Origin of the sequence: Pseudomonas brassicacearum subsp. brassicacearum (assembly GCF_008801605.1) — a bacterium.
GTDB classification, from domain to species: domain Bacteria; phylum Pseudomonadota; class Gammaproteobacteria; order Pseudomonadales; family Pseudomonadaceae; genus Aquipseudomonas; species Aquipseudomonas brassicacearum.
Genome location: NZ_VZPJ01000005.1, coordinates 77,960 through 94,982 on the forward strand (window position 1 = coordinate 77,960; position 17,023 = coordinate 94,982).

16 protein-coding genes are annotated in these 17,023 nt (G+C 60.5%); 4 read left to right on the plus strand and 12 right to left on the minus strand.

Features of this window, described 5'->3' with window-relative positions; genetic code table 11:
- Positions 1-28: 28 nt before the first annotated feature.
- Positions 29-571 (minus strand): YaeQ family protein, encoded by a 543-nt coding sequence (locus F7R20_RS13585; protein ID WP_003198109.1) that lies wholly within the window; start codon positions 569-571, stop codon positions 29-31.
- 147 nt (positions 572-718) lie between these two features.
- Between F7R20_RS13585 and F7R20_RS13590 the strand changes: the two genes are divergently transcribed.
- Positions 719-1,918: a CaiB/BaiF CoA transferase family protein gene (locus F7R20_RS13590; RefSeq protein ID WP_003198107.1), complete on the plus strand. Its 1,200-nt coding sequence runs from the start codon at positions 719-721 to the stop codon at positions 1,916-1,918.
- Between the two features lie 483 nt (positions 1,919-2,401).
- Here the strand turns inward: F7R20_RS13590 and F7R20_RS13600 are convergent, their stop codons facing one another.
- The 11 genes from F7R20_RS13600 to ffh all read right to left on the minus strand — a co-directional run bounded on the left by F7R20_RS13600 (position 2,402) and on the right by ffh (position 12,935).
- Positions 2,402-2,689: a DUF3509 domain-containing protein gene (locus F7R20_RS13600; protein WP_003198105.1), complete on the minus strand. Its 288-nt coding sequence runs from the start codon at positions 2,687-2,689 to the stop codon at positions 2,402-2,404.
- A gap of 184 nt (positions 2,690-2,873) precedes the next feature.
- The gene (locus F7R20_RS13605; protein WP_013692360.1) at positions 2,874-4,244 is read right to left on the minus strand and encodes a transporter substrate-binding domain-containing protein; all 1,371 of its coding nucleotides are present in this window, start codon (positions 4,242-4,244) and stop codon (positions 2,874-2,876) included.
- Positions 4,245-4,364: 120 nt separating this feature from the next.
- The gene (thrC, locus tag F7R20_RS13610) at positions 4,365-5,774 is read right to left on the minus strand and encodes a threonine synthase (protein ID WP_003198101.1); all 1,410 of its coding nucleotides are present in this window, start codon (positions 5,772-5,774) and stop codon (positions 4,365-4,367) included.
- Between the two features lie 105 nt (positions 5,775-5,879).
- The gene (locus F7R20_RS13615) at positions 5,880-7,184 is read right to left on the minus strand and encodes a homoserine dehydrogenase (protein ID WP_003198098.1); all 1,305 of its coding nucleotides are present in this window, start codon (positions 7,182-7,184) and stop codon (positions 5,880-5,882) included.
- Between the two features lie 132 nt (positions 7,185-7,316).
- Positions 7,317-8,048, minus strand: a complete 732-nt coding sequence (locus F7R20_RS13620) for a DsbC family protein (protein ID WP_003198095.1) — start codon at positions 8,046-8,048, stop codon at positions 7,317-7,319.
- 285 nt (positions 8,049-8,333) lie between these two features.
- Entirely contained in the window at positions 8,334-9,230 is an 897-nt protein-coding gene (gene xerD, locus F7R20_RS13630; RefSeq protein ID WP_003198093.1) for a site-specific tyrosine recombinase XerD, read from the minus strand.
- 132 nt (positions 9,231-9,362) lie between these two features.
- A complete protein-coding gene (rplS, locus tag F7R20_RS13635) occupies positions 9,363-9,713 on the minus strand; it encodes a 50S ribosomal protein L19 (RefSeq protein WP_003175895.1) in 351 nt (116 codons plus the stop codon).
- A gap of 45 nt (positions 9,714-9,758) precedes the next feature.
- On the minus strand, positions 9,759-10,532 hold the full coding sequence (trmD, locus tag F7R20_RS13640) for a tRNA (guanosine(37)-N1)-methyltransferase TrmD (protein WP_170845966.1): 774 nt from the start codon (positions 10,530-10,532) through the stop codon (positions 9,759-9,761).
- Entirely contained in the window at positions 10,514-11,050 is a 537-nt protein-coding gene (gene rimM, locus F7R20_RS13645; protein ID WP_003198090.1) for a ribosome maturation factor RimM, read from the minus strand. Before rimM ends, trmD begins: the two co-directional genes overlap by 19 nt.
- Positions 11,051-11,055: 5 nt before the next feature.
- Positions 11,056-11,307 carry a 30S ribosomal protein S16 gene (rpsP, locus tag F7R20_RS13650; RefSeq protein WP_003198088.1) on the minus strand — a complete coding sequence of 84 codons (252 nt, stop codon included), beginning with the start codon at positions 11,305-11,307 and terminating at the stop codon, positions 11,056-11,058.
- Between the two features lie 251 nt (positions 11,308-11,558).
- A complete protein-coding gene (gene ffh, locus F7R20_RS13655; protein WP_003198085.1) occupies positions 11,559-12,935 on the minus strand; it encodes a signal recognition particle protein in 1,377 nt (458 codons plus the stop codon).
- Between the two features lie 206 nt (positions 12,936-13,141).
- Here ffh and F7R20_RS13660 point away from each other — a divergent pair, with 206 nt between their 5' ends.
- From F7R20_RS13660 to F7R20_RS13675, 3 genes are all read left to right on the plus strand, one after another.
- Positions 13,142-13,954 (plus strand): cytochrome C assembly family protein, encoded by an 813-nt coding sequence (locus tag F7R20_RS13660; protein ID WP_003198083.1) that lies wholly within the window; start codon positions 13,142-13,144, stop codon positions 13,952-13,954.
- A gap of 12 nt (positions 13,955-13,966) precedes the next feature.
- Positions 13,967-15,208 (plus strand): HlyC/CorC family transporter, encoded by a 1,242-nt coding sequence (locus tag F7R20_RS13665; RefSeq protein ID WP_003198082.1) that lies wholly within the window; start codon positions 13,967-13,969, stop codon positions 15,206-15,208.
- A gap of 315 nt (positions 15,209-15,523) precedes the next feature.
- Positions 15,524-16,837, plus strand: coding sequence for an MFS transporter (locus F7R20_RS13675; protein WP_003198081.1), 1,314 nt, complete (start codon positions 15,524-15,526; stop codon positions 16,835-16,837).
- Positions 16,838-17,023: the final 186 nt, after the last annotated feature.

Genomic DNA, 17,023 nt, shown 5'->3' on the forward strand with positions numbered 1-17,023 from the left:
ATGGCTCATTCAATACCGGGTCAATGGCTCAACCACGCTCGCCCAGCAACCATTGCAGCTGGACTTCATGCTGGCCACGGTCGTCGGTCACGAAAATCGTGCCCTCGCTGATCATCACATCCCACTTGATCACCCGGGGCATGTCCTGGGCCAGGGTTTCTAGCACTTCCTGGGGCACCGCGGCGATGTTGACGTTTTTCAGGTTCTTGACCGCCGGGATCACCTTGCCTTCCCAGACCCGCAGGCTGCCGTAAGCCAGCAGGCTGGTGCGCTCGGTCCGGCGCGAGCACCAGGTCAGGCGATCGGCATCCGGCTGGCCGACTTCGATCCAGTGCAGCACACGGTCATCCAGGCTTTTTTCCCACAGCGCAGGCTCGTCGACGTCTGACAGACCACGACCAAACGCCAGCAGCTCGTTGTACCAGAACGCGTAAGCCAGCAGGCGCACAGTCATGCGCTCTTCGGTTTCCGAAGGGTGGCGGGCGATGGTCTGCTTCACATTCTCATACACATTGCGGTCGAGATCGGTGAGGTTCAGTTCAAACTTGTAAGTCGTGGACGGCTGGGCCATGAACGGGCTTCTTGATACGAGGAAAGGCGGCAAGTCTAACCGATGACGCGGGCAATCCACGAATTGCCGACCATCAACCTGCGGCGACTGACCTTGGCCTATGATAAAACGCTCTATTCGTTCTGCCTTTGTCCTACAGGATCTGTCATGTCGCTTACTGCCAAACCCCTTGCCGGTGTCAAAGTCATCGAACTCGGCACCTTGATCGCCGGGCCCTTCGCCTCGCGCATCTGCGGTGAATTCGGTGCCGAAGTCATCAAGGTCGAATCGCCCGACGGCGGCGACCCCCTGCGCAAGTGGCGCAAGCTGTACGAAGGCACCTCGCTGTGGTGGTTCGTCCAGGCTCGCAACAAGAAGTCCCTGACCTTGAACCTCAAGCACCCTGAAGGCCTGGCGATCCTGAAAAAACTGATTGGCGAAGCCGATATCCTGATCGAGAATTTCCGCCCCGGCGTACTGGAAAAGCTCGGCCTGGGCTGGGATGTATTGCACGCACTGAACCCGAAACTGGTGATGGTGCGGCTTTCGGGCTTCGGCCAGACCGGGCCGATGAAAGATCAACCGGGGTTTGGTGCGGTGGGCGAGTCCATGGGCGGCCTGCGCTACATCACCGGCTTCGAAGACCGCCCGCCGGTGCGCACCGGGATTTCCATCGGCGACTCCATCGCCGCGCTCTGGGGCGTGATCGGCGCATTGATGGCCCTACGTCACCGCGAGATCAATGGCGGAACCGGGCAAGTGGTGGACGTGGCCTTGTACGAGGCGATTTTCGCCATGATGGAAAGCATGGTGCCGGAGTTCGACGTGTTCGGCTTCATCCGCGAGCGCACCGGCAATATCATGCCCGGCATCACCCCCTCGTCCATCCACACCAGCGCTGACGGCAAGCACGTGCAGATTGGGGCCAACGGCGACGCGATCTTCAAGCGCTTCATGCAGATCATCGGCCGTGACGACCTGGCCAATGACCCACAACTGGCCAGCAACGATGGCCGTGACAGCCGACGTGACGAGCTGTACGGCGTCATCGATCGCTGGGTCAACTCGCTGCCGCTCGACAGCGTTATCGACCAACTGAACCAGGCCGGAGTGCCGGCCAGTCGGATCTTCAGCGCCGAGGATATGTTCAGCGACCCGCAGTTCCTGGCCCGTGAAATGTTCCTGCAGGCCAAGTTGCCCGACGGCAAGGCATTCAAGATGCCGGGGATCGTACCGAAGCTCTCCGACACCCCGGGCACCTCCGAATGGGTCGGGCCGGCGCTGGGTGAACACAACGCACAAGTGCTCGGCGAACTTGGCTACGATGCACAGCAGATCGCCAAGCTGCGCAGTGACGGGGCCATTTGACACACCGCAACGGGCAGTCACTGAAGATCAAACTGTGGGAGCGAGCTTGCTCGCGATAGCGTCCGTTCAATCGATTTGATGCTGACTGACACACCGCAATCGCGAGCAAGCTCGCTCCCACATTAAGCTTGGCTTCATCCGGGAGAATCAGGCCGGCTGTCGGGCCGCCTCGCGAGCAAGCTTTGCTCCCACAGGTCCTGCTCAAACAGATCTGATGGGTGTACGACCGGGAGAACCAGGCCGGCTGTCAGGCCGCCTCGCGAGCAAGCTTTGCTCCCACAACGGCGCCAACACCTGACAAACCACGCTAAAACCACAAAAGCCAGGCAAAAAGAAACCCCGAGAAGTGGGGAGACGACTCGGGGTTAAACGTGACCACTCATGGTCCGTACAACAAGCGACAAGCACCGGAGCACAATGCTCGCTCTTGTTGGTAAAGAGTCTGACTCATCAGGACGTAGGAAGGTTCCCACAAAACCCCAGTCAATTCGCCCCGACCATGACCTTGTCGCGCGCCAGATTGCGCAGCGCCGCAATCACACAGGGCTCCAGGCGCCCCTCGGCAATCAGCACATCGCGATGCAGGCCATCGACCACATCCGTCAACTGACGCTTGTCGGTCAATTGGGCCTGATTGAACACTCGCTCGACCATGATGGCCCCGGAGGCATTCTTCAGCGTCACCAGGCATTCGCCCTTGGCGCCGGAGGGAGTCAGCGTGACCTGATACGGGCTCAAAGCCTCACCCAGCAATAGGCTGATACTTTCCATTCGCTCACCCTTCAATAGTCCGAAAACAACTGCATGTTCACAGTAAGTGACCGTGAGCCGCAGCAGAAAGTTCGTCAGCGCACCGAACCGGCACGCCTTCAACCTGTTCAACCGAGCATGCGCGCCCAATATGACAGGCAAACAACAGCCTTTTCTTGAAACCTTGGCGTGGTGACGGTCGGCGTCAGGCCATCAACTTGTCGCAACGGCGCCACCGACGCCCGGCATCGGTCCAGCCCCCCAGAATGCCGCGTAACTGCCCGTCGGCTCCATAAAAGGGTACCGACCAATGATAGATTTCCCGCAAGCCGCTGCTGAACATCAATTGCCGGTCGACGAACCGAGACTGGCCGGTGCGCAATTGCTCCATCACCTCCCCATGGAGCAACTCGGCGGTGGCCGGTGGGAATGCCGCCGAATCTGTCAGCCGCGTGCCCCGCAGCTTTTCGAAGCGGGTCGCAAACTGGTCCTCGTAGCTTTTGTTGCACATGATCAGGCGCCCTTCCAGATCCCGGATGAAAATCGGGTCGGGAATGGCATCCATCAAGGCCCGCTGGAGCATCAACTGGTCCTTGAGGATCGCCTCGGCCTTGAGGCGCTGATCGATCTGTATCTGCAGGCGGCGGTTCCATAGCAGGGACAGGAGGCCGAACACCACGACCACGACCACGCACCAGTAACCCCAGCGGGACACCCGCTCCCAGATCGATGGCGCCTGGACGGGTGTGATACCGGCCACCCATTTGGAACGCAGCGCGCGCATGTCCTTGGCCGGGAAGGCTTCCAGCGCTTTATTCAAGATACCCAGCAGCACGGTCAGGTCTTGGCGTACCGCGAGGTAATCGGGTTCCCACTTGCCCTCCAGGCCCCTGCCTACTTGCAATTGACCCGCCGGATAGAGATGCACCCCGGTTTCATTTTCGATGGTGGCATAGGCTTCCCGGCTCTCGACCAATGCCCGCGCTTCGCCATAGGTCTTGGTCGTGCGCAATTTGATGGCCGGGTAGTCGCGCCTGATCTCCGCTTCCAAGGCATGCCGCGCCGGCAACGCCAGGACCTTCCCTTCCAGCTGCTCCAGCGAATGGAGGATCGATTCTCCGTCACGGCCAACAAATACCCAGCCCGAGCCACCAAATGCATGGCTGAAACTCAGGAAATCCCTGCGTTCATCATTCATCGCCAGGAGGGTTGTCATGTCGGCTTCGCTGTTTTCCAGCAGCGTCAGCAACTCGCCGGGGGAGAACGACTCCCGATGCACGAACTCAAGGCCCGTCATTTGCGTAATGCGTTGGAGAATGTCGTGGTTCAGACCGCTCCACTGCCCCAGCTCATCCTTGAACAGGTACAACGGAAACTGCATCGTGGCCACGATGACGCGGGGGTTATCCTTGATCCACTTCAATTCCTGCGCATCCAATACCAGCCGCTCGCCAGGATTGAACGGCGGCGTTTCGAAAGCCGCCAACTGCGCCGCATCGCCCCCTTGCGCCCAGTACATCAGGGCCAGGCCCATTACCCAGCCCAAGGCTGGCTTGCCTTTGCTAAAAAACGACATCTGCATTTCCTTCGAGATGACTCGCCCGTTCCTCCAAGGGCGAAAACCCGACCAGTTTGGCATGCAGAAACAAGAAAGCCCGTCAGGAGACGGGCTTCAAAATGTGACAGGTTTACGCGCTCAGAGCGGCTTGCCGCGGTTGCCATGCTGGCTGACAAAGGCCTGCACAGCCTTCAAGTCGTTGGGCAACACGGTGCAACGCTCATCTCGCTCAAACAAATCAGAAAGATGTGCAGGTAGTTCAAGCGCTTTTCCTACACCGGCTTTCTCCACGGCTTCCGGGAACTTGACCGGGTGAGCCGTGCCCAGGATCACCATCGGGATGTCCAGGCTACGACGGCACTCACGAGCGGCCCTGACACCGATGGCCGTGTGCGGATCGAGCAACTCACCGCTCTGCTCGAACACCTCGGCGATGGTTTCGCAAGTCTGCTCATCGTCCACGGCCAGGGAGTCGAACAACTTGCGGGCTTCGGTCCAGCGCTCAGGCTCGACGCTGAAACCGCCGCCCTGGCGGAAGCTGTCCATCAGGCCGGCAATCGCCGCACCATTGCGACCGTGCAGGTCGAACAGCAGGCGTTCGAAGTTCGACGACACCATGATATCCATCGACGGCGACAGGGTGGCGTGCAGGGTTTCCTTGACGTACTGGTTGCCGCTCATGAAGCGGTGCAGGATGTCGTTGCGGTTGGTGGCGACGATCAATTGATTGATCGGCAGACCCATGTTGCGCGCCAGGTAGCCGGCGAAGATATCGCCGAAGTTGCCGGTCGGCACCGAGAACGACACGGAGCGGGCCGGGCCGCCCAATTGCAGGGCCGCGTGGAAGTAATAAACGATCTGGGCCATGATCCGCGCCCAGTTGATCGAGTTCACCGCCACCAGCCGCGTGCCCTTGAGGAAGCTCTGGTCGGCGAAACTGGCCTTGACCATTTCCTGGCAGTCATCGAAGTTGCCTTCGATGGCGATGTTGTGGATGTTATCGCCGAAAATCGTCGTCATCTGCCGACGTTGCACTTCCGAAACCCGGTTGTGCGGGTGCAGGATGAAAATGTCGACGTTCTCGCAATGCTTGCAGCCTTCGATGGCCGCCGAACCGGTGTCGCCAGAAGTGGCACCGACGATCACCACACGCTCGCCACGCTTTTGCAGCACGTAGTCCAGCAGGCGACCGAGCAATTGCAGGGCGAAGTCCTTGAACGCCAGGGTGGGGCCGTGGAACAGCTCCATGACCCATTCGTTACCGTTGAGCTGACGCAGCGGTGCGATGGCGTTGTGGGAAAAGGCGCCATAGGTCTCTTCGAGGATTTTCTTGAAATCGGCGTCCGGGATGCTGCCGGTGACGAACGGGCGCATGACCCGGAACGCCAGCTCGTGATACGGCAGGCCGGCCCAGGAAGCGATTTCTTCCTGGGTGAAGCGCGGCAGGTTTTCCGGCACATAGAGACCGCCGTCCGTGGCCAGGCCGGCCAGGAGGACATCTTCGAAATTCAGGGCCGGTGCCTGGCCGCGGGTGCTGATATAGCGCATGGGGCAAACCTTCGGTTTGGGCTTCAAGCGTTGAAGCTGCAGGCGACACACTCAAAGGCAAGTTTGCCTTCGTTCGCAGCCTGCAACTTACCGCTTGCCGCTAAATTAATTCAAATGTTCGACGCGGATACGGACCACCGGGCCAACGACACCCTGGAGCGCTTCCAGCGCCGCAATCGCGTCGTTGATGCGCTGCTCGACCACACGGTGGGTCAGCAGGATCATCGGCACCAGGCCGTCGTGTTCCTCGACTTCCTTCTGCATGATCGACTCGATGTTGATGCCGCGTTCCGAAAGGATACTCGCCACTTGGGCCAGCACACCTGGATGGTCCTTGGCCTGGATGCGCAGGTAGTAGGAGCTTTCGCATGCCTCGATCGGAAGAATCGGGTGAGCCGACAGCGAGTCTGGCTGGAAGGCCAGGTGTGGCACACGGTTTTCCGGGTCCGAGGTCATGGCGCGAACCACGTCCACCAGGTCGGCGATCACCGAGGAGGCCGTCGGCTCCATGCCCGCACCGGCGCCGTAGAACAGCGTCGAGCCGGAGGCGTCGCCGTTGACCATCACCGCGTTCATCACGCCGTTGACGTTGGCGATCAGGCGATCGGCCGGGATCAAGGTCGGGTGCACGCGCAGCTCGATGCCGTTGGCGGTGCTGCGCGCCACGCCCAGGTGCTTGATGCGATAGCCCAAGGCTTCGGCGTAGTTCACGTCAGCGGTGGTCAGCTTGGTGATGCCTTCGGTGTAGGCCTTGTCGAACTGCAACGGAATGCCGAACGCAATGGAGGCCAGGATCGTCAGCTTGTGCGCTGCGTCGATGCCTTCCACGTCGAACGTCGGATCAGCCTCTGCGTAGCCCAGGGCCTGGGCTTCGGCGAGCACGTCTTCGAAGGTGCGACCCTTCTCGCGCATCTCGGTGAGGATGAAGTTACCGGTGCCGTTGATGATCCCCGCGACCCAGTTGATGCGGTTGGCCGACAGGCCTTCGCGGATCGCCTTGATCACCGGGATGCCACCGGCCACGGCGGCTTCGAAAGCCACGATCACGCCCTTCTCGCGGGCCTTGGCGAAAATTTCATTACCGTGAACAGCGATAAGCGCCTTGTTCGCGGTGACCACATGCTTGCCATTCTCGATGGCCTTGAGTACCAGCTCACGGGCAACGGTGTAGCCGCCGACCAGCTCTATGACGATGTCGATCTCAGGGTTCGTGGCCACTTCGAAGACATCGTTGGTAATCGCAATACCGGTCGTCTGGAACTGAGGCTTTGGCGTGCGCATGGCAATTTGTGCCACTTCGATCCCACGCCCGGCACGACGAGCAATTTCCTCGGCGTTGCGCTGAAGTACGTTGAAGGTGCCGCCACCGACGGTACCTAACCCACAGATGCCTACTTTGACCGGATTCACTCTTGACTCCCCATGAAACGGCCGACGCAAGGTCGGCCGTGAAATACAGCCGCGCAGCAACGCGACTTTGTGTTTAACGGCCCGACGAAGGTTTTCGCCGAGCCGTGATCTTCAGAAGCGGATCGCCCATGATCATTTTGCGCCCAGGGCCAGTTTGGCGACTTGTGGCGCCGGCTGGTAGCCCGGAATCACCTGGCCGTCAGCCAAAACGATGGCCGGCGTGCCGTTCACTCCAATGGACTGGCCAAGGGCGAACTGCTTGGAAACCGGGTTCTCGCACTTGGCGGCCTTGATTTCCTTGCCATCGACCATCTTGTCCATGGCCGCTTTCTTGTCCTTGGAGCACCAGACCGCCTGCAACTGCTCATCGCCCGGCGAGCCCAGGCCCTGGCGCGGGAACGCAACATAGCGCACTTCGATGCCGCGCTTGTTCAGCTCCGGCACTTCGGCGTGCAGCTTGTGGCAATACGGGCAGGTGGTGTCAGTGAACACGGTGATGTGCGACTTGGTTTCGCCAATCGCCGGATAGACCACGGTTTCAGCGACTGGAATGCCGTTGATCAACTTGGAAATGCCCTGGCGCTCGGTCATCTCGGTGAGATTGACCGGCTTGCCGTCCTTGAGCTCGAACAGGTTGCCCTGGACGATGTACTGACCGTCGGCGCTGGCGTAAAGCACGCGGCTGCCCTTGAGCTTGATCTCATACAGGCCGGCCATGGGACTGGCCGAGATGGTTTCGATCGGCACTTCGAGCTGAAGGTTTTCCAGGCTCTTGCGGATAGCCTTGTCGGCCGCGTCGTCGGCGATGGCAAAGGTACTGGCCAGCGCAATGGCGGCGGCGGTGAACATCTGGATCAAACGCATGGGGACTCCTGAGGCGAACAAATGAGACGGGAAACGCCGACCCGCAGATTCGGGTTCCAACCGCCCACTGTGCAAACCGGGAAAGCCTACCACATAAGGCCCGCGTGACCGAATGCCGCTGATGCAAGACGCTTTGAAGATTGATGCAGGCTTTTCTGTGGGAGCTGTCCTGTGGGAGCAAGGCTTGCCCGCGATGGCCGCGCCGCGGTGTAACAACTACACCGCGTTATCGTTCATCGCGGGCAAGCCTTGCTCCCACAAGCTCGCTCCCACAGGGGATTTCATTCAACCGCGAGGGTGGTGTTTGGCATGCAGGTCCTGCAGCCGTGCCCGGGCGACGTGGGTGTAGATCTGGGTGGTGGAGAGGTCGCTGTGGCCGAGCAGCATCTGTACCACCCGCAGGTCGGCGCCGTGGTTGAGCAGGTGCGTGGCGAAGGCATGGCGCAGGGTGTGGGGCGAGAGGGATTTGTTGATCCCGGCCACCTTGGCCTGGTGCTTGATCCGGTGCCAAAAGGTCTGGCGGGTCATCTGCTCGCCGCGCAGGCTGGGGAACAGCACGTCGCTGGGGCGCCCGCCCAGCAGTTCGTGGCGGGCATCGCGCATGTAGCGCTCGACCCAGACGATCGCTTCCTCACCCATCGGCACCAGGCGCTCCTTGCTGCCTTTGCCCATCACACGCAGCACGCCCTGGCGCAGGTTGACCTGCTCCAGCGTCAAGCTGATCAACTCGGTGACCCGCAGGCCGCAAGCGTACAAGACTTCCAGCATGGCCCGGTCGCGCTGACCGATGGCTTCGCTGAGGTCGGGTGCCGCCAGCAGCGCTTCCACATCGGCTTCCGAGAGGGACTTGGGCAATGGACGCCCCAATTGCGGCATTTCCACGCGCAAGGTCGGGTCCACCGCGATCAGCTTTTCCCGCAGCAAATAGCGATAGAACCCACGCAGGCCGGAGAGAAACCGAGCCGTCGAGCGCGGTTTGTAGTTCTGCTCCAGGCGCCACGCCAAGTGATCGAGGATCAGCTCCCGGCCGGCATTGATCAGTTCCAGGTGGTTTTCCTGCAGCCAACCGTTGAACAGCGCCAGGTCACTGCGATAGGCATCGCGGGTGTTATCGGACAGGCCCTTCTCCAGCCACAGGGCGTCGAGAAACTGGTCTATCAGCGGATGATCGATGGCTGGCATAAAAACTCTTGAAGGATGCGGGCACACACAGCATCAAAATGGCAAATGAAGCTATGCAGGGTGCTCAAAGAGCAAATCGCAGGCAACAAAAAAGCAGCCCGCAGGCTGCTTTTTTTGCATCGGAAGCTGGACTTAAGCCAGTTTTTCCTTGATGCGAGCTGCTTTACCCGACAGGTCACGCAGGTAGTACAGCTTGGCTTTACGTACGTCACCGCGACGCTTGACAGCCATGCTGTCGATTTGCGGGCTGTAGGTCTGGAAAGTACGCTCTACGCCAACACCGTTGGAGATTTTACGAACGGTGAATGCACTGTTCACGCCACGGTTACGCTTGGCGATAACGACGCCTTCGAACGCTTGCAGACGGGAACGGTCGCCTTCCTTCACTTTCACCTGAACGACAATGGTGTCGCCTGGGGCAAAGGTAGGGATTTCTTTGGTCATCTGCTCTGCTTCGAGTGCAAGGATGATTTTGTTAGTCATGCTGTGCTCCTAAGGCAAGTCGTCGGACTCACCATCGATACGTTGTTAACTATCGTCCCGCTCGCGGATGTATTCCTCGAGCAGCTTCTTCTCTTCTCCAGAAAGCGAGCGGCTTTCCAGAAGATCGGCGCGTCGTTCATAGGTCCGACCAAGGGACTGCTGTAAACGCCAACGCCGGATGTGCGCGTGGTTGCCACTTAGCAACACGTCGGGAACACGCTGATCCGCATACACCTCCGGTCGGGTGTAGTGCGGGCAATCCAGCAGACCATCCGTAAAGGAATCTTCCTCAGCGGAATCTGCATGCCCTAAAGCTCCAGGCAGCAGTCGTGTAACCGCATCGATCAGGACCATCGCCGGCAGCTCGCCGCCAGACAGTACATAGTCGCCAATCGACCACTCTTCATCGACATGAGCTTCAATGAAACGCTCGTCAATGCCTTCATAACGGCCGGCAATCAGGATCAATGCATCCGAATTCGCCAGCTCGCGTACCGCCGACTGAGTCAGTTGGCGGCCTTGGGGCGACAGGTAGATCACCTTCGCACCCTCCCCGGCTGCCGTCCTGGCCTGAACCAGCGCATCTTCCAGGGGCTTGATCTTCATCACCATGCCCGGACCACCGCCAAACGGGCGATCGTCCACAGTGTGATGTCGATCCGTGGTGTAGTCCCGCGGATTCCAACAGGTGAGCTGCAACAGCTCCTGTTTCACCGCGCGGCTGGTTATGCCGTACTCGCTGATGGCGGAAAACATCTCGGGAAACAATGTGATGACTTCAACGCGCAAGTTAGCCACGTTTAGAAATCCGCATCCCATTCCACCTTCATCTCGCCTGCGGCAAGGTCGACGGCCAACACGCATTGCTCGGTATAGGGCAACAGGCGTTCGCGATCATCCAGGCTGCCGACGCAAGGCTTGACCACCATGACATCGTTCGAACCGGTCTCGAGCAGGTGATCGATTTTCCCGAGCAATTGCCCGAGGTGGTCGATGACCTTCAGACCCACCAGCTGGTACCAGTAGTACTCGCCGTCGGTCAGTTCAGGGAACAGGTTGCGCGGCACGCAGATCTCATAACCGGCCAGAAGACGCGCTTCTTCACGATCATCGAGATCCTTGAGCTTCGCGACCAGGAACTTGTCGTTCCCGCGTCCGCTGACCAGCTCCACCTGTTTCACGCTACCTTCGCGCTTGAGCGTCCAGGTTTTGTAGTCCAACAGGTTCTTGATCGGATCAGTAAAGGAATACACCTTCACTTCGCCGCGAACGCCATGTACAGAGTAGATCTTGCCGACAACGATCAAATCATCAGCATCTTTTGGCGTCGCGTTCATATTGCTCAGGCCGCAGCCTTAGCCGATTCCTTCAACAACTGAGCAACGCGCTCAGAAGGTTGTGCACCAACGCTCAGCCAGTAGGCTACGCGCTCTTGGTTCACGGACAGACGTACTTCCTGACCACGGGCAACAGGGTTGAAGAAACCAACCTGTTCCTTGTGGGAACCGTCACGCGGGTTGCGGCTGTCGGTTACGGTCAGGTGGTAAAACGGGCGCTTTTTGGAGCCGCCAAGGGCAAGACGGATTGTTAGCATGTGAACATCGTTCCTGTAGTCGGTGCTGCAAATCTAAATGCACAGCGGGCATAGGTGCCCGAAAGGCCGCATATTCTAAGGAATATCCGGACTTTTGCAAATGTCTTTTTCCGGCGCCTGGCGCCATGCGATCAAGATTTGCCATAGAGCCGTCATGAAAAACGGCAAGTCAGCTCCCGCGTAGCGCGGGTTTGCTGGAGATCCCCGCATCCGTGCGGGGCAACGCCGACATGACAGCCGGCGCAGATTCTTTACATTTTCGGCATGCCGCCGCCGGGCAACATACCGCCCATGCCGCGCATCATCTTGGCCATTCCGCCCTTGGCGGAGAATTTCTTCATCATCTTCTGCATCTGCTTGTGCTGCTTGATCAAGCGACCGATGTCCTGCACCTGGGTGCCGGAACCCATGGCGATACGGCGTTTGCGCGAACCGCTGATCAGCTCAGGGTCGCGGCGCTCGGCCGGGGTCATGGAGTTGATGATGGCTTCCATCTGCTTGAACTGCTTTTCAGCCGCACCCTGGGCATTGCCCATCTGCGCCAGGTTCACGCCACCGATGTTCGGCAGTTTGTCCATGAGGCCGCCAAGGCCGCCCATGTTCTTCATTTGTTGCAGCTGGTCGCGGAAGTCTTCGAGGTCGAAGCCCTTGCCCTTCTTCAGCTTCTTGGCCAGTTTGTCGGCCTTGTCCTTGTCGAGGGTCTGTTCGGCCTGCTCGATCAGGCTGAGCACGTCCCCCATGCCGAGGATGCGCGAAGCGATACGCTCGGGGTGGAACGGCTCGAGCGCTTCGCTCTTCTCGCCCATACCGATGAACTTGATCGGCTTGCCGGTGATGGCGCGTACCGACAGCGCGGCACCGCCACGGGCGTCACCGTCGACCTTGGTCAGGATCACGCCGGTCAACGGCAGTGCATCACCGAACGCCTTGGCGGTGTTGGCCGCGTCCTGGCCGGTCATGGCATCGACCACGAACAGGGTTTCCACCGGGTTGATCGCGGCATGCAGCGCCTTGATCTCGCCCATCATTTCTTCATCGATGTGCAGGCGACCGGCGGTATCGACGATGACCACGTCGATGAATTTCAGTTTTGCTTCTTTAATAGCCGCCTGGGCGATGTCCACCGGCTTCTGGCTCAGGTCGGACGGGAAGAACGTCACGCCGATGTCGTTGGCCAGGGTTTCCAGTTGCTTGATCGCCGCCGGACGGTAGATGTCCGCCGACACCACCATCACCGACTTCTTCTTGCGCTCTTTAAGGAAGCGCGCCAGCTTGCCGGCTGTCGTGGTCTTGCCCGCGCCCTGCAGACCAGCCATCAGCACCACCGCTGGCGGTACGGCGCTCAGGTTCAGGTCTTCGTTGGCGGCGCCCATCAGGCTTTCGAGTTCGGCCTGGACGATCTTCACGAACGCCTGGCCCGGTGTCAGGCTGCGCGACACTTCGGTGCCGACGGCGCGTTCCTTGACCGAATTGACGAAGTCCTTGACCACCGGCAGGGCGACGTCGGCTTCGAGCAACGCCATGCGCACTTCGCGCAGGGTGTCTTTGATGTTGTCCTCGGTCAGTTTCGCCTTGCCGGTGACATGGCGCAGCGTCTGCGAGAGACGGTCGGTTAGGTTTTCAAACATGCGCGATCCTTTCAGGCCCAGATGAGACCGGGATAATGGCGGCCCAGACCGTGAAAAATGTGCTCGGCGAGCCTGCGGCGTGGGCAGGTCGCGGATTATAGCGAAGAAGCGGGCTACGTACACCTTACTGTCAGTTGCTGTGGTCTTTCGTGCGGAGGGGGTTCTATGCCAAACTCAGCGCCTTTCGGGCTTGCCTAACAGGATTTATGCTCCCCTTGTCACCCAGCTTGCTTGCCACGCTCGCCGCCGCCTGCCTTTATGCCGCTGCGACCCTCTATCAAGGCACCCGTCTGGCCACCGGCGCCAAGGCGAACAAACGCCTGCTGGTCACGCTTGGCGTGCTGGCGGTGCTCGGCCACGCGGCCAGCCTTTATACCCACCTGATGACGCCGATCGGCCTGGGCCTGGACTTTTTCAACGCCGCCAGCCTGATCGCCGTCGCCGTGATCGCCCTGACGCTGCTGGCCTGCTCGCGCATCCCGGTGGAAAACCTGCTGGTGCTACTGTTCCCGCTGGGGCTGGCCACGGTGCTGCTGGCGCAGTTCGCGCCGTCGGGCACGGTGCAGATCATCGACGAAGAGCCGGGCATCCTTGCCCATATCCTGCTGTCGATCCTTGCCTATGGCCTGTTCACCATCGCGGTGTTCCAGGCCTTGCTGCTGCTGGTGCAGGACCACCAGCTCAAAAACAAGCACCCGTCCGGACTGATCCGCAATTTCCCGCCATTGCAAACCATGGAAAGCCTGCTGTTCGGCTTCCTCTGGGCCGGCTGGAGCCTGCTGTCGCTGTCGCTGATCTCCGGCTGGCTGTTCGTCGAGAACCTGTTCGCCCAGCACCTGGTACACAAGACCCTGCTGGCCTGCCTGGCCTGGATAGTCTTCAGCGTGCTGCTGTGGGGCCGCAACCGCCTCGGCTGGCGCGGCCACAAGGCGATTCGCTGGACCCTGGCTGGTTTCTGCCTGCTGATGCTCGCGTACTTCGGCAGCAAGCTGGTTCGCGAATACATCCTGCATGTGTGACGGACGGCCCTGATGGATACGTTGCCCGTGGCGCCGCTGTTTGCCGTGCTCGTGGTGCTGATCCTCTGGTCGGCCCTGTTCACCGCCATCGAAGCCGCCCAGCAGCACCTGCTGGCCCAGCGCACGGCCTCGCGCGCCAGTGACAAACCGCTGGCAACGCTGACATTCCCGCTGGCCAGCCTGATCCTGTGCAATACCCTCTGTCGCACCCTGGCCGTGGTCATCGGCACCTTGCTGGCGATTTTTACCTGGCTGGAAAACGGCCCTTGGGTAGCCTGGCTCGGCACCAGCGCCGCCCTGCTGGTATTTGCCGACTACCTGCCGCGCACCTTGGCCACCCGCCAGCCCGAAGCGGTGCTGGCGCTGGGCAACGCCTTGCTTGGCATACCGTTGAAGATCCTCTATCCGTTTGCCTGGCTGTTGAATGGTGCCAGCCAATTGTTGCTGCGCCCCTTTGCGCGCAAAGCCAGCATGGTGCAACAGAGCGACGACGAAATGCCCGCGCCACCGCGCAGCGAGCACGAACCTGAGCACGGCAGCAGCCGACTGCATCCGATTTCCGGCATCCACGCCCTGGACAACATCACCGTCAACGATATCCTCGTGCCCCGCAGCGAGGTCGACGGAATCAACCTCGACGACCCCATCGGCGAGATCATCGAACAGCTGCGCCTGAACCGTCGCACCCGCCTGCCGGTGTTCCACAGCGACATCAACCAGGTCGAAGCGGTGCTCAACACGCGCCAGATCCGTCATTTGCTGGCGGATGCGAGCCTGACCCAGGAAGCGCTACTGGCCGCCTCCCACGAGCCCTACTTCGTCCCTGAAAGCACGCCACTGCAACTGCAATTGCTGAATTTCCACAAGCAGCAGCGGCGCCTGGGCATGGTGGTGGACGAATACGGCGAAGTGCTGGGTATCGTCACCCTGGAAGACATCCTCGAAGAAATCGTCGGCGAATTCGAAAGCGAGCACAGCCTCGACAACCCCCACGTGCACCCCCAGCCCGATGGTCGCCTGATGATCGATGGCGCGGCGTCGATCCGCGAATTGAACAGGACCCTTGGCTGGCATCTGCCTTGCGACGGCCCCAAGACCCTCAACGGGCTGGTGACCGAAGCCCTGGAAACCATCCCCGAAAGCCCGGTGTGCCTGAAGATCGGTCGTTATCGACTGGAAATCATCGAGACCGTGGACAACCGTGTCAGCCAGGTGCTGGCGTGGCATAACAGTTCGGTGCCCACGGCTTCCTGAATCCCCCCAGGCTCAAGGTAAAACACAGTTGTGCCGAGGGGATTTATCCCCTCGCCACAAAAAGCCCAGCGCACGCTTCAATATTGTGGGCCAGCTCACTTGTTGAATCGTTAGCCTCCTTCCTATACTCAATCCGCTTACCCAGCCCCGCCCGAACCTCGTGCTTACCCGCACCCAGCCGGTTCATCGGCAAAATCCGCATCAGTCCTGCGACTGTTCCTACCCGAAACAGCGAAAGGATACCCGCCCATATCCCTGGGTGTTCGACCATAATAATTCGCTCCAATGGAGCACATGACTGTCAGGGATAACCGCATGACGACCGCTACCTGCAACGAGGCTGTGTCTGCCCAGCCGACAAACTCGACCACACGCGTGGCCACCGCGAGTTTCATCGGCACCGCCATCGAGTTCTACGATTTCTACGTCTACGCCACGGCTGCGGCCCTGGTGATCGGGCCGGTGTTCTTCCCGCAAACCTCAGGCACGGCACAGATGCTGTCGTCCTTCCTGACGTTCGGCATCGCCTTCCTTGCCCGCCCGCTGGGCTCTGCGCTGTTCGGCCATTTCGGCGACCGGATCGGGCGCAAGTCGACGCTGGTGGCGTCCCTGCTGCTGATGGGCGTGTGCACCACCCTCATCGGCGTGCTGCCCGGCTACGCCAGCATTGGCGCCTGGGCGCCGATCCTGCTGTGCGTGCTGCGTTTCGGCCAGGGCCTGGGGTTGGGCGGTGAATGGGGCGGCGCGGCGCTGCTCGCCACCGAGAACGCGCCCAAGGGCAAGCGCGCCTGGTTCGGCATGTTCCCCCAACTGGGGCCCTCCATCGGCTTCCTGGCGGCCAACGGGCTGTTCCTGACCCTGGCCATGAGCCTGGACGATGAGCAATTTCGCGCCTGGGGTTGGCGGATTCCGTTCCTGCTCAGTGCAGTACTGGTGATCGTCGGCCTCTATGTTCGACTCAAGCTCCATGAAACCCCGGTGTTCGCCAATGCCATGGCCCGCCAGGAGCGGGTGAAAGTGCCGTTGGTCGAGCTGTTCAGCCAGTACTGGGCGCCAACCTTGCTGGGCGCGGCGGCGATGGTGGTGTGTTACGCGCTGTTCTATATCTCGACGGTGTTTTCCCTGAGCTACGGCGTGTCCACCCTCGGCTACAGCCGCGAGACCTTCCTGGGCCTGCTGTGCTTTGCCGTGCTGTTCATGGCCGCCGCTACGCCCCTGTCGGCCTGGGCCAGCGACCGCTACGGGCGCAAACCGGTGCTGATCGTCGGCGGCGTGTTGGCGATTGCCTCGGGTTTCCTCATGGAACCCTTGCTGACTCACGGCTCGACCGGCGGCGTGGCGCTGTTCCTGTGCATCGAGCTGTTCCTGATGGGCGTGACCTTCGCCCCCATGGGCGCCTTGCTGCCGGAACTGTTTCCCACCCACGTGCGCTACACCGGCGCCTCGGCGGCCTACAACCTGGGCGGCATCGTCGGCGCCTCGGCCGCGCCGTTCTTCGCCCAGAAACTGGTGGCAATGGGTGGTTTGAGTTATGTCGGGGGCTACGTTTCAGCGGCCGCGCTGCTCAGCGTGATCGCCGTGCTGTGCTTGAAGGAAACGCGTCATAACGACTTGAACCGGGTTGCCTGACGCGAACCCGCAGGCGCGGCTGCAGGCTGCGATCTTTTGAGCTTTCGCTTGAGATTCAAGCGTCAGGGGAAAGATCGCAGCCTGGCTTCGCTCGGCAGTTCCTACGGGGCAAAACCGGTCAATGAAATAACCGCTAACAATCACCCGCCATTGAAACCACCCCCCACCTGCCCCATCTAAGACCCA

Coding starts and splice junctions, on each gene's coding strand:
- F7R20_RS13675 (WP_003198081.1), top strand. CDS start 15,524: ATGACGACCGCTACCTGCAACGAGGCTGTGTCTGCCCAGCCGACAAAC.
- rpsP (WP_003198088.1), bottom strand. CDS start 11,307: ATGCTAACAATCCGTCTTGCCCTTGGCGGCTCCAAAAAGCGCCCGTTT.
- F7R20_RS13605 (WP_013692360.1), bottom strand. CDS start 4,244: ATGTCGTTTTTTAGCAAAGGCAAGCCAGCCTTGGGCTGGGTAATGGGC.
- ffh (WP_003198085.1), bottom strand. CDS start 12,935: ATGTTTGAAAACCTAACCGACCGTCTCTCGCAGACGCTGCGCCATGTC.
- thrC (WP_003198101.1), bottom strand. CDS start 5,774: ATGCGCTATATCAGCACCCGCGGCCAGGCACCGGCCCTGAATTTCGAA.
- trmD (WP_170845966.1), bottom strand. CDS start 10,532: ATGGGATGCGGATTTCTAAACGTGGCTAACTTGCGCGTTGAAGTCATC.
- F7R20_RS13590 (WP_003198107.1), top strand. CDS start 719: ATGTCGCTTACTGCCAAACCCCTTGCCGGTGTCAAAGTCATCGAACTC.
- rimM (WP_003198090.1), bottom strand. CDS start 11,050: ATGAACGCGACGCCAAAAGATGCTGATGATTTGATCGTTGTCGGCAAG.
- F7R20_RS13665 (WP_003198082.1), top strand. CDS start 13,967: ATGGATACGTTGCCCGTGGCGCCGCTGTTTGCCGTGCTCGTGGTGCTG.
- F7R20_RS13585 (WP_003198109.1), bottom strand. CDS start 571: ATGGCCCAGCCGTCCACGACTTACAAGTTTGAACTGAACCTCACCGAT.
- F7R20_RS13660 (WP_003198083.1), top strand. CDS start 13,142: ATGCTCCCCTTGTCACCCAGCTTGCTTGCCACGCTCGCCGCCGCCTGC.
- rplS (WP_003175895.1), bottom strand. CDS start 9,713: ATGACTAACAAAATCATCCTTGCACTCGAAGCAGAGCAGATGACCAAA.
- xerD (WP_003198093.1), bottom strand. CDS start 9,230: ATGCCAGCCATCGATCATCCGCTGATAGACCAGTTTCTCGACGCCCTG.
- F7R20_RS13620 (WP_003198095.1), bottom strand. CDS start 8,048: ATGCGTTTGATCCAGATGTTCACCGCCGCCGCCATTGCGCTGGCCAGT.
- F7R20_RS13600 (WP_003198105.1), bottom strand. CDS start 2,689: ATGGAAAGTATCAGCCTATTGCTGGGTGAGGCTTTGAGCCCGTATCAG.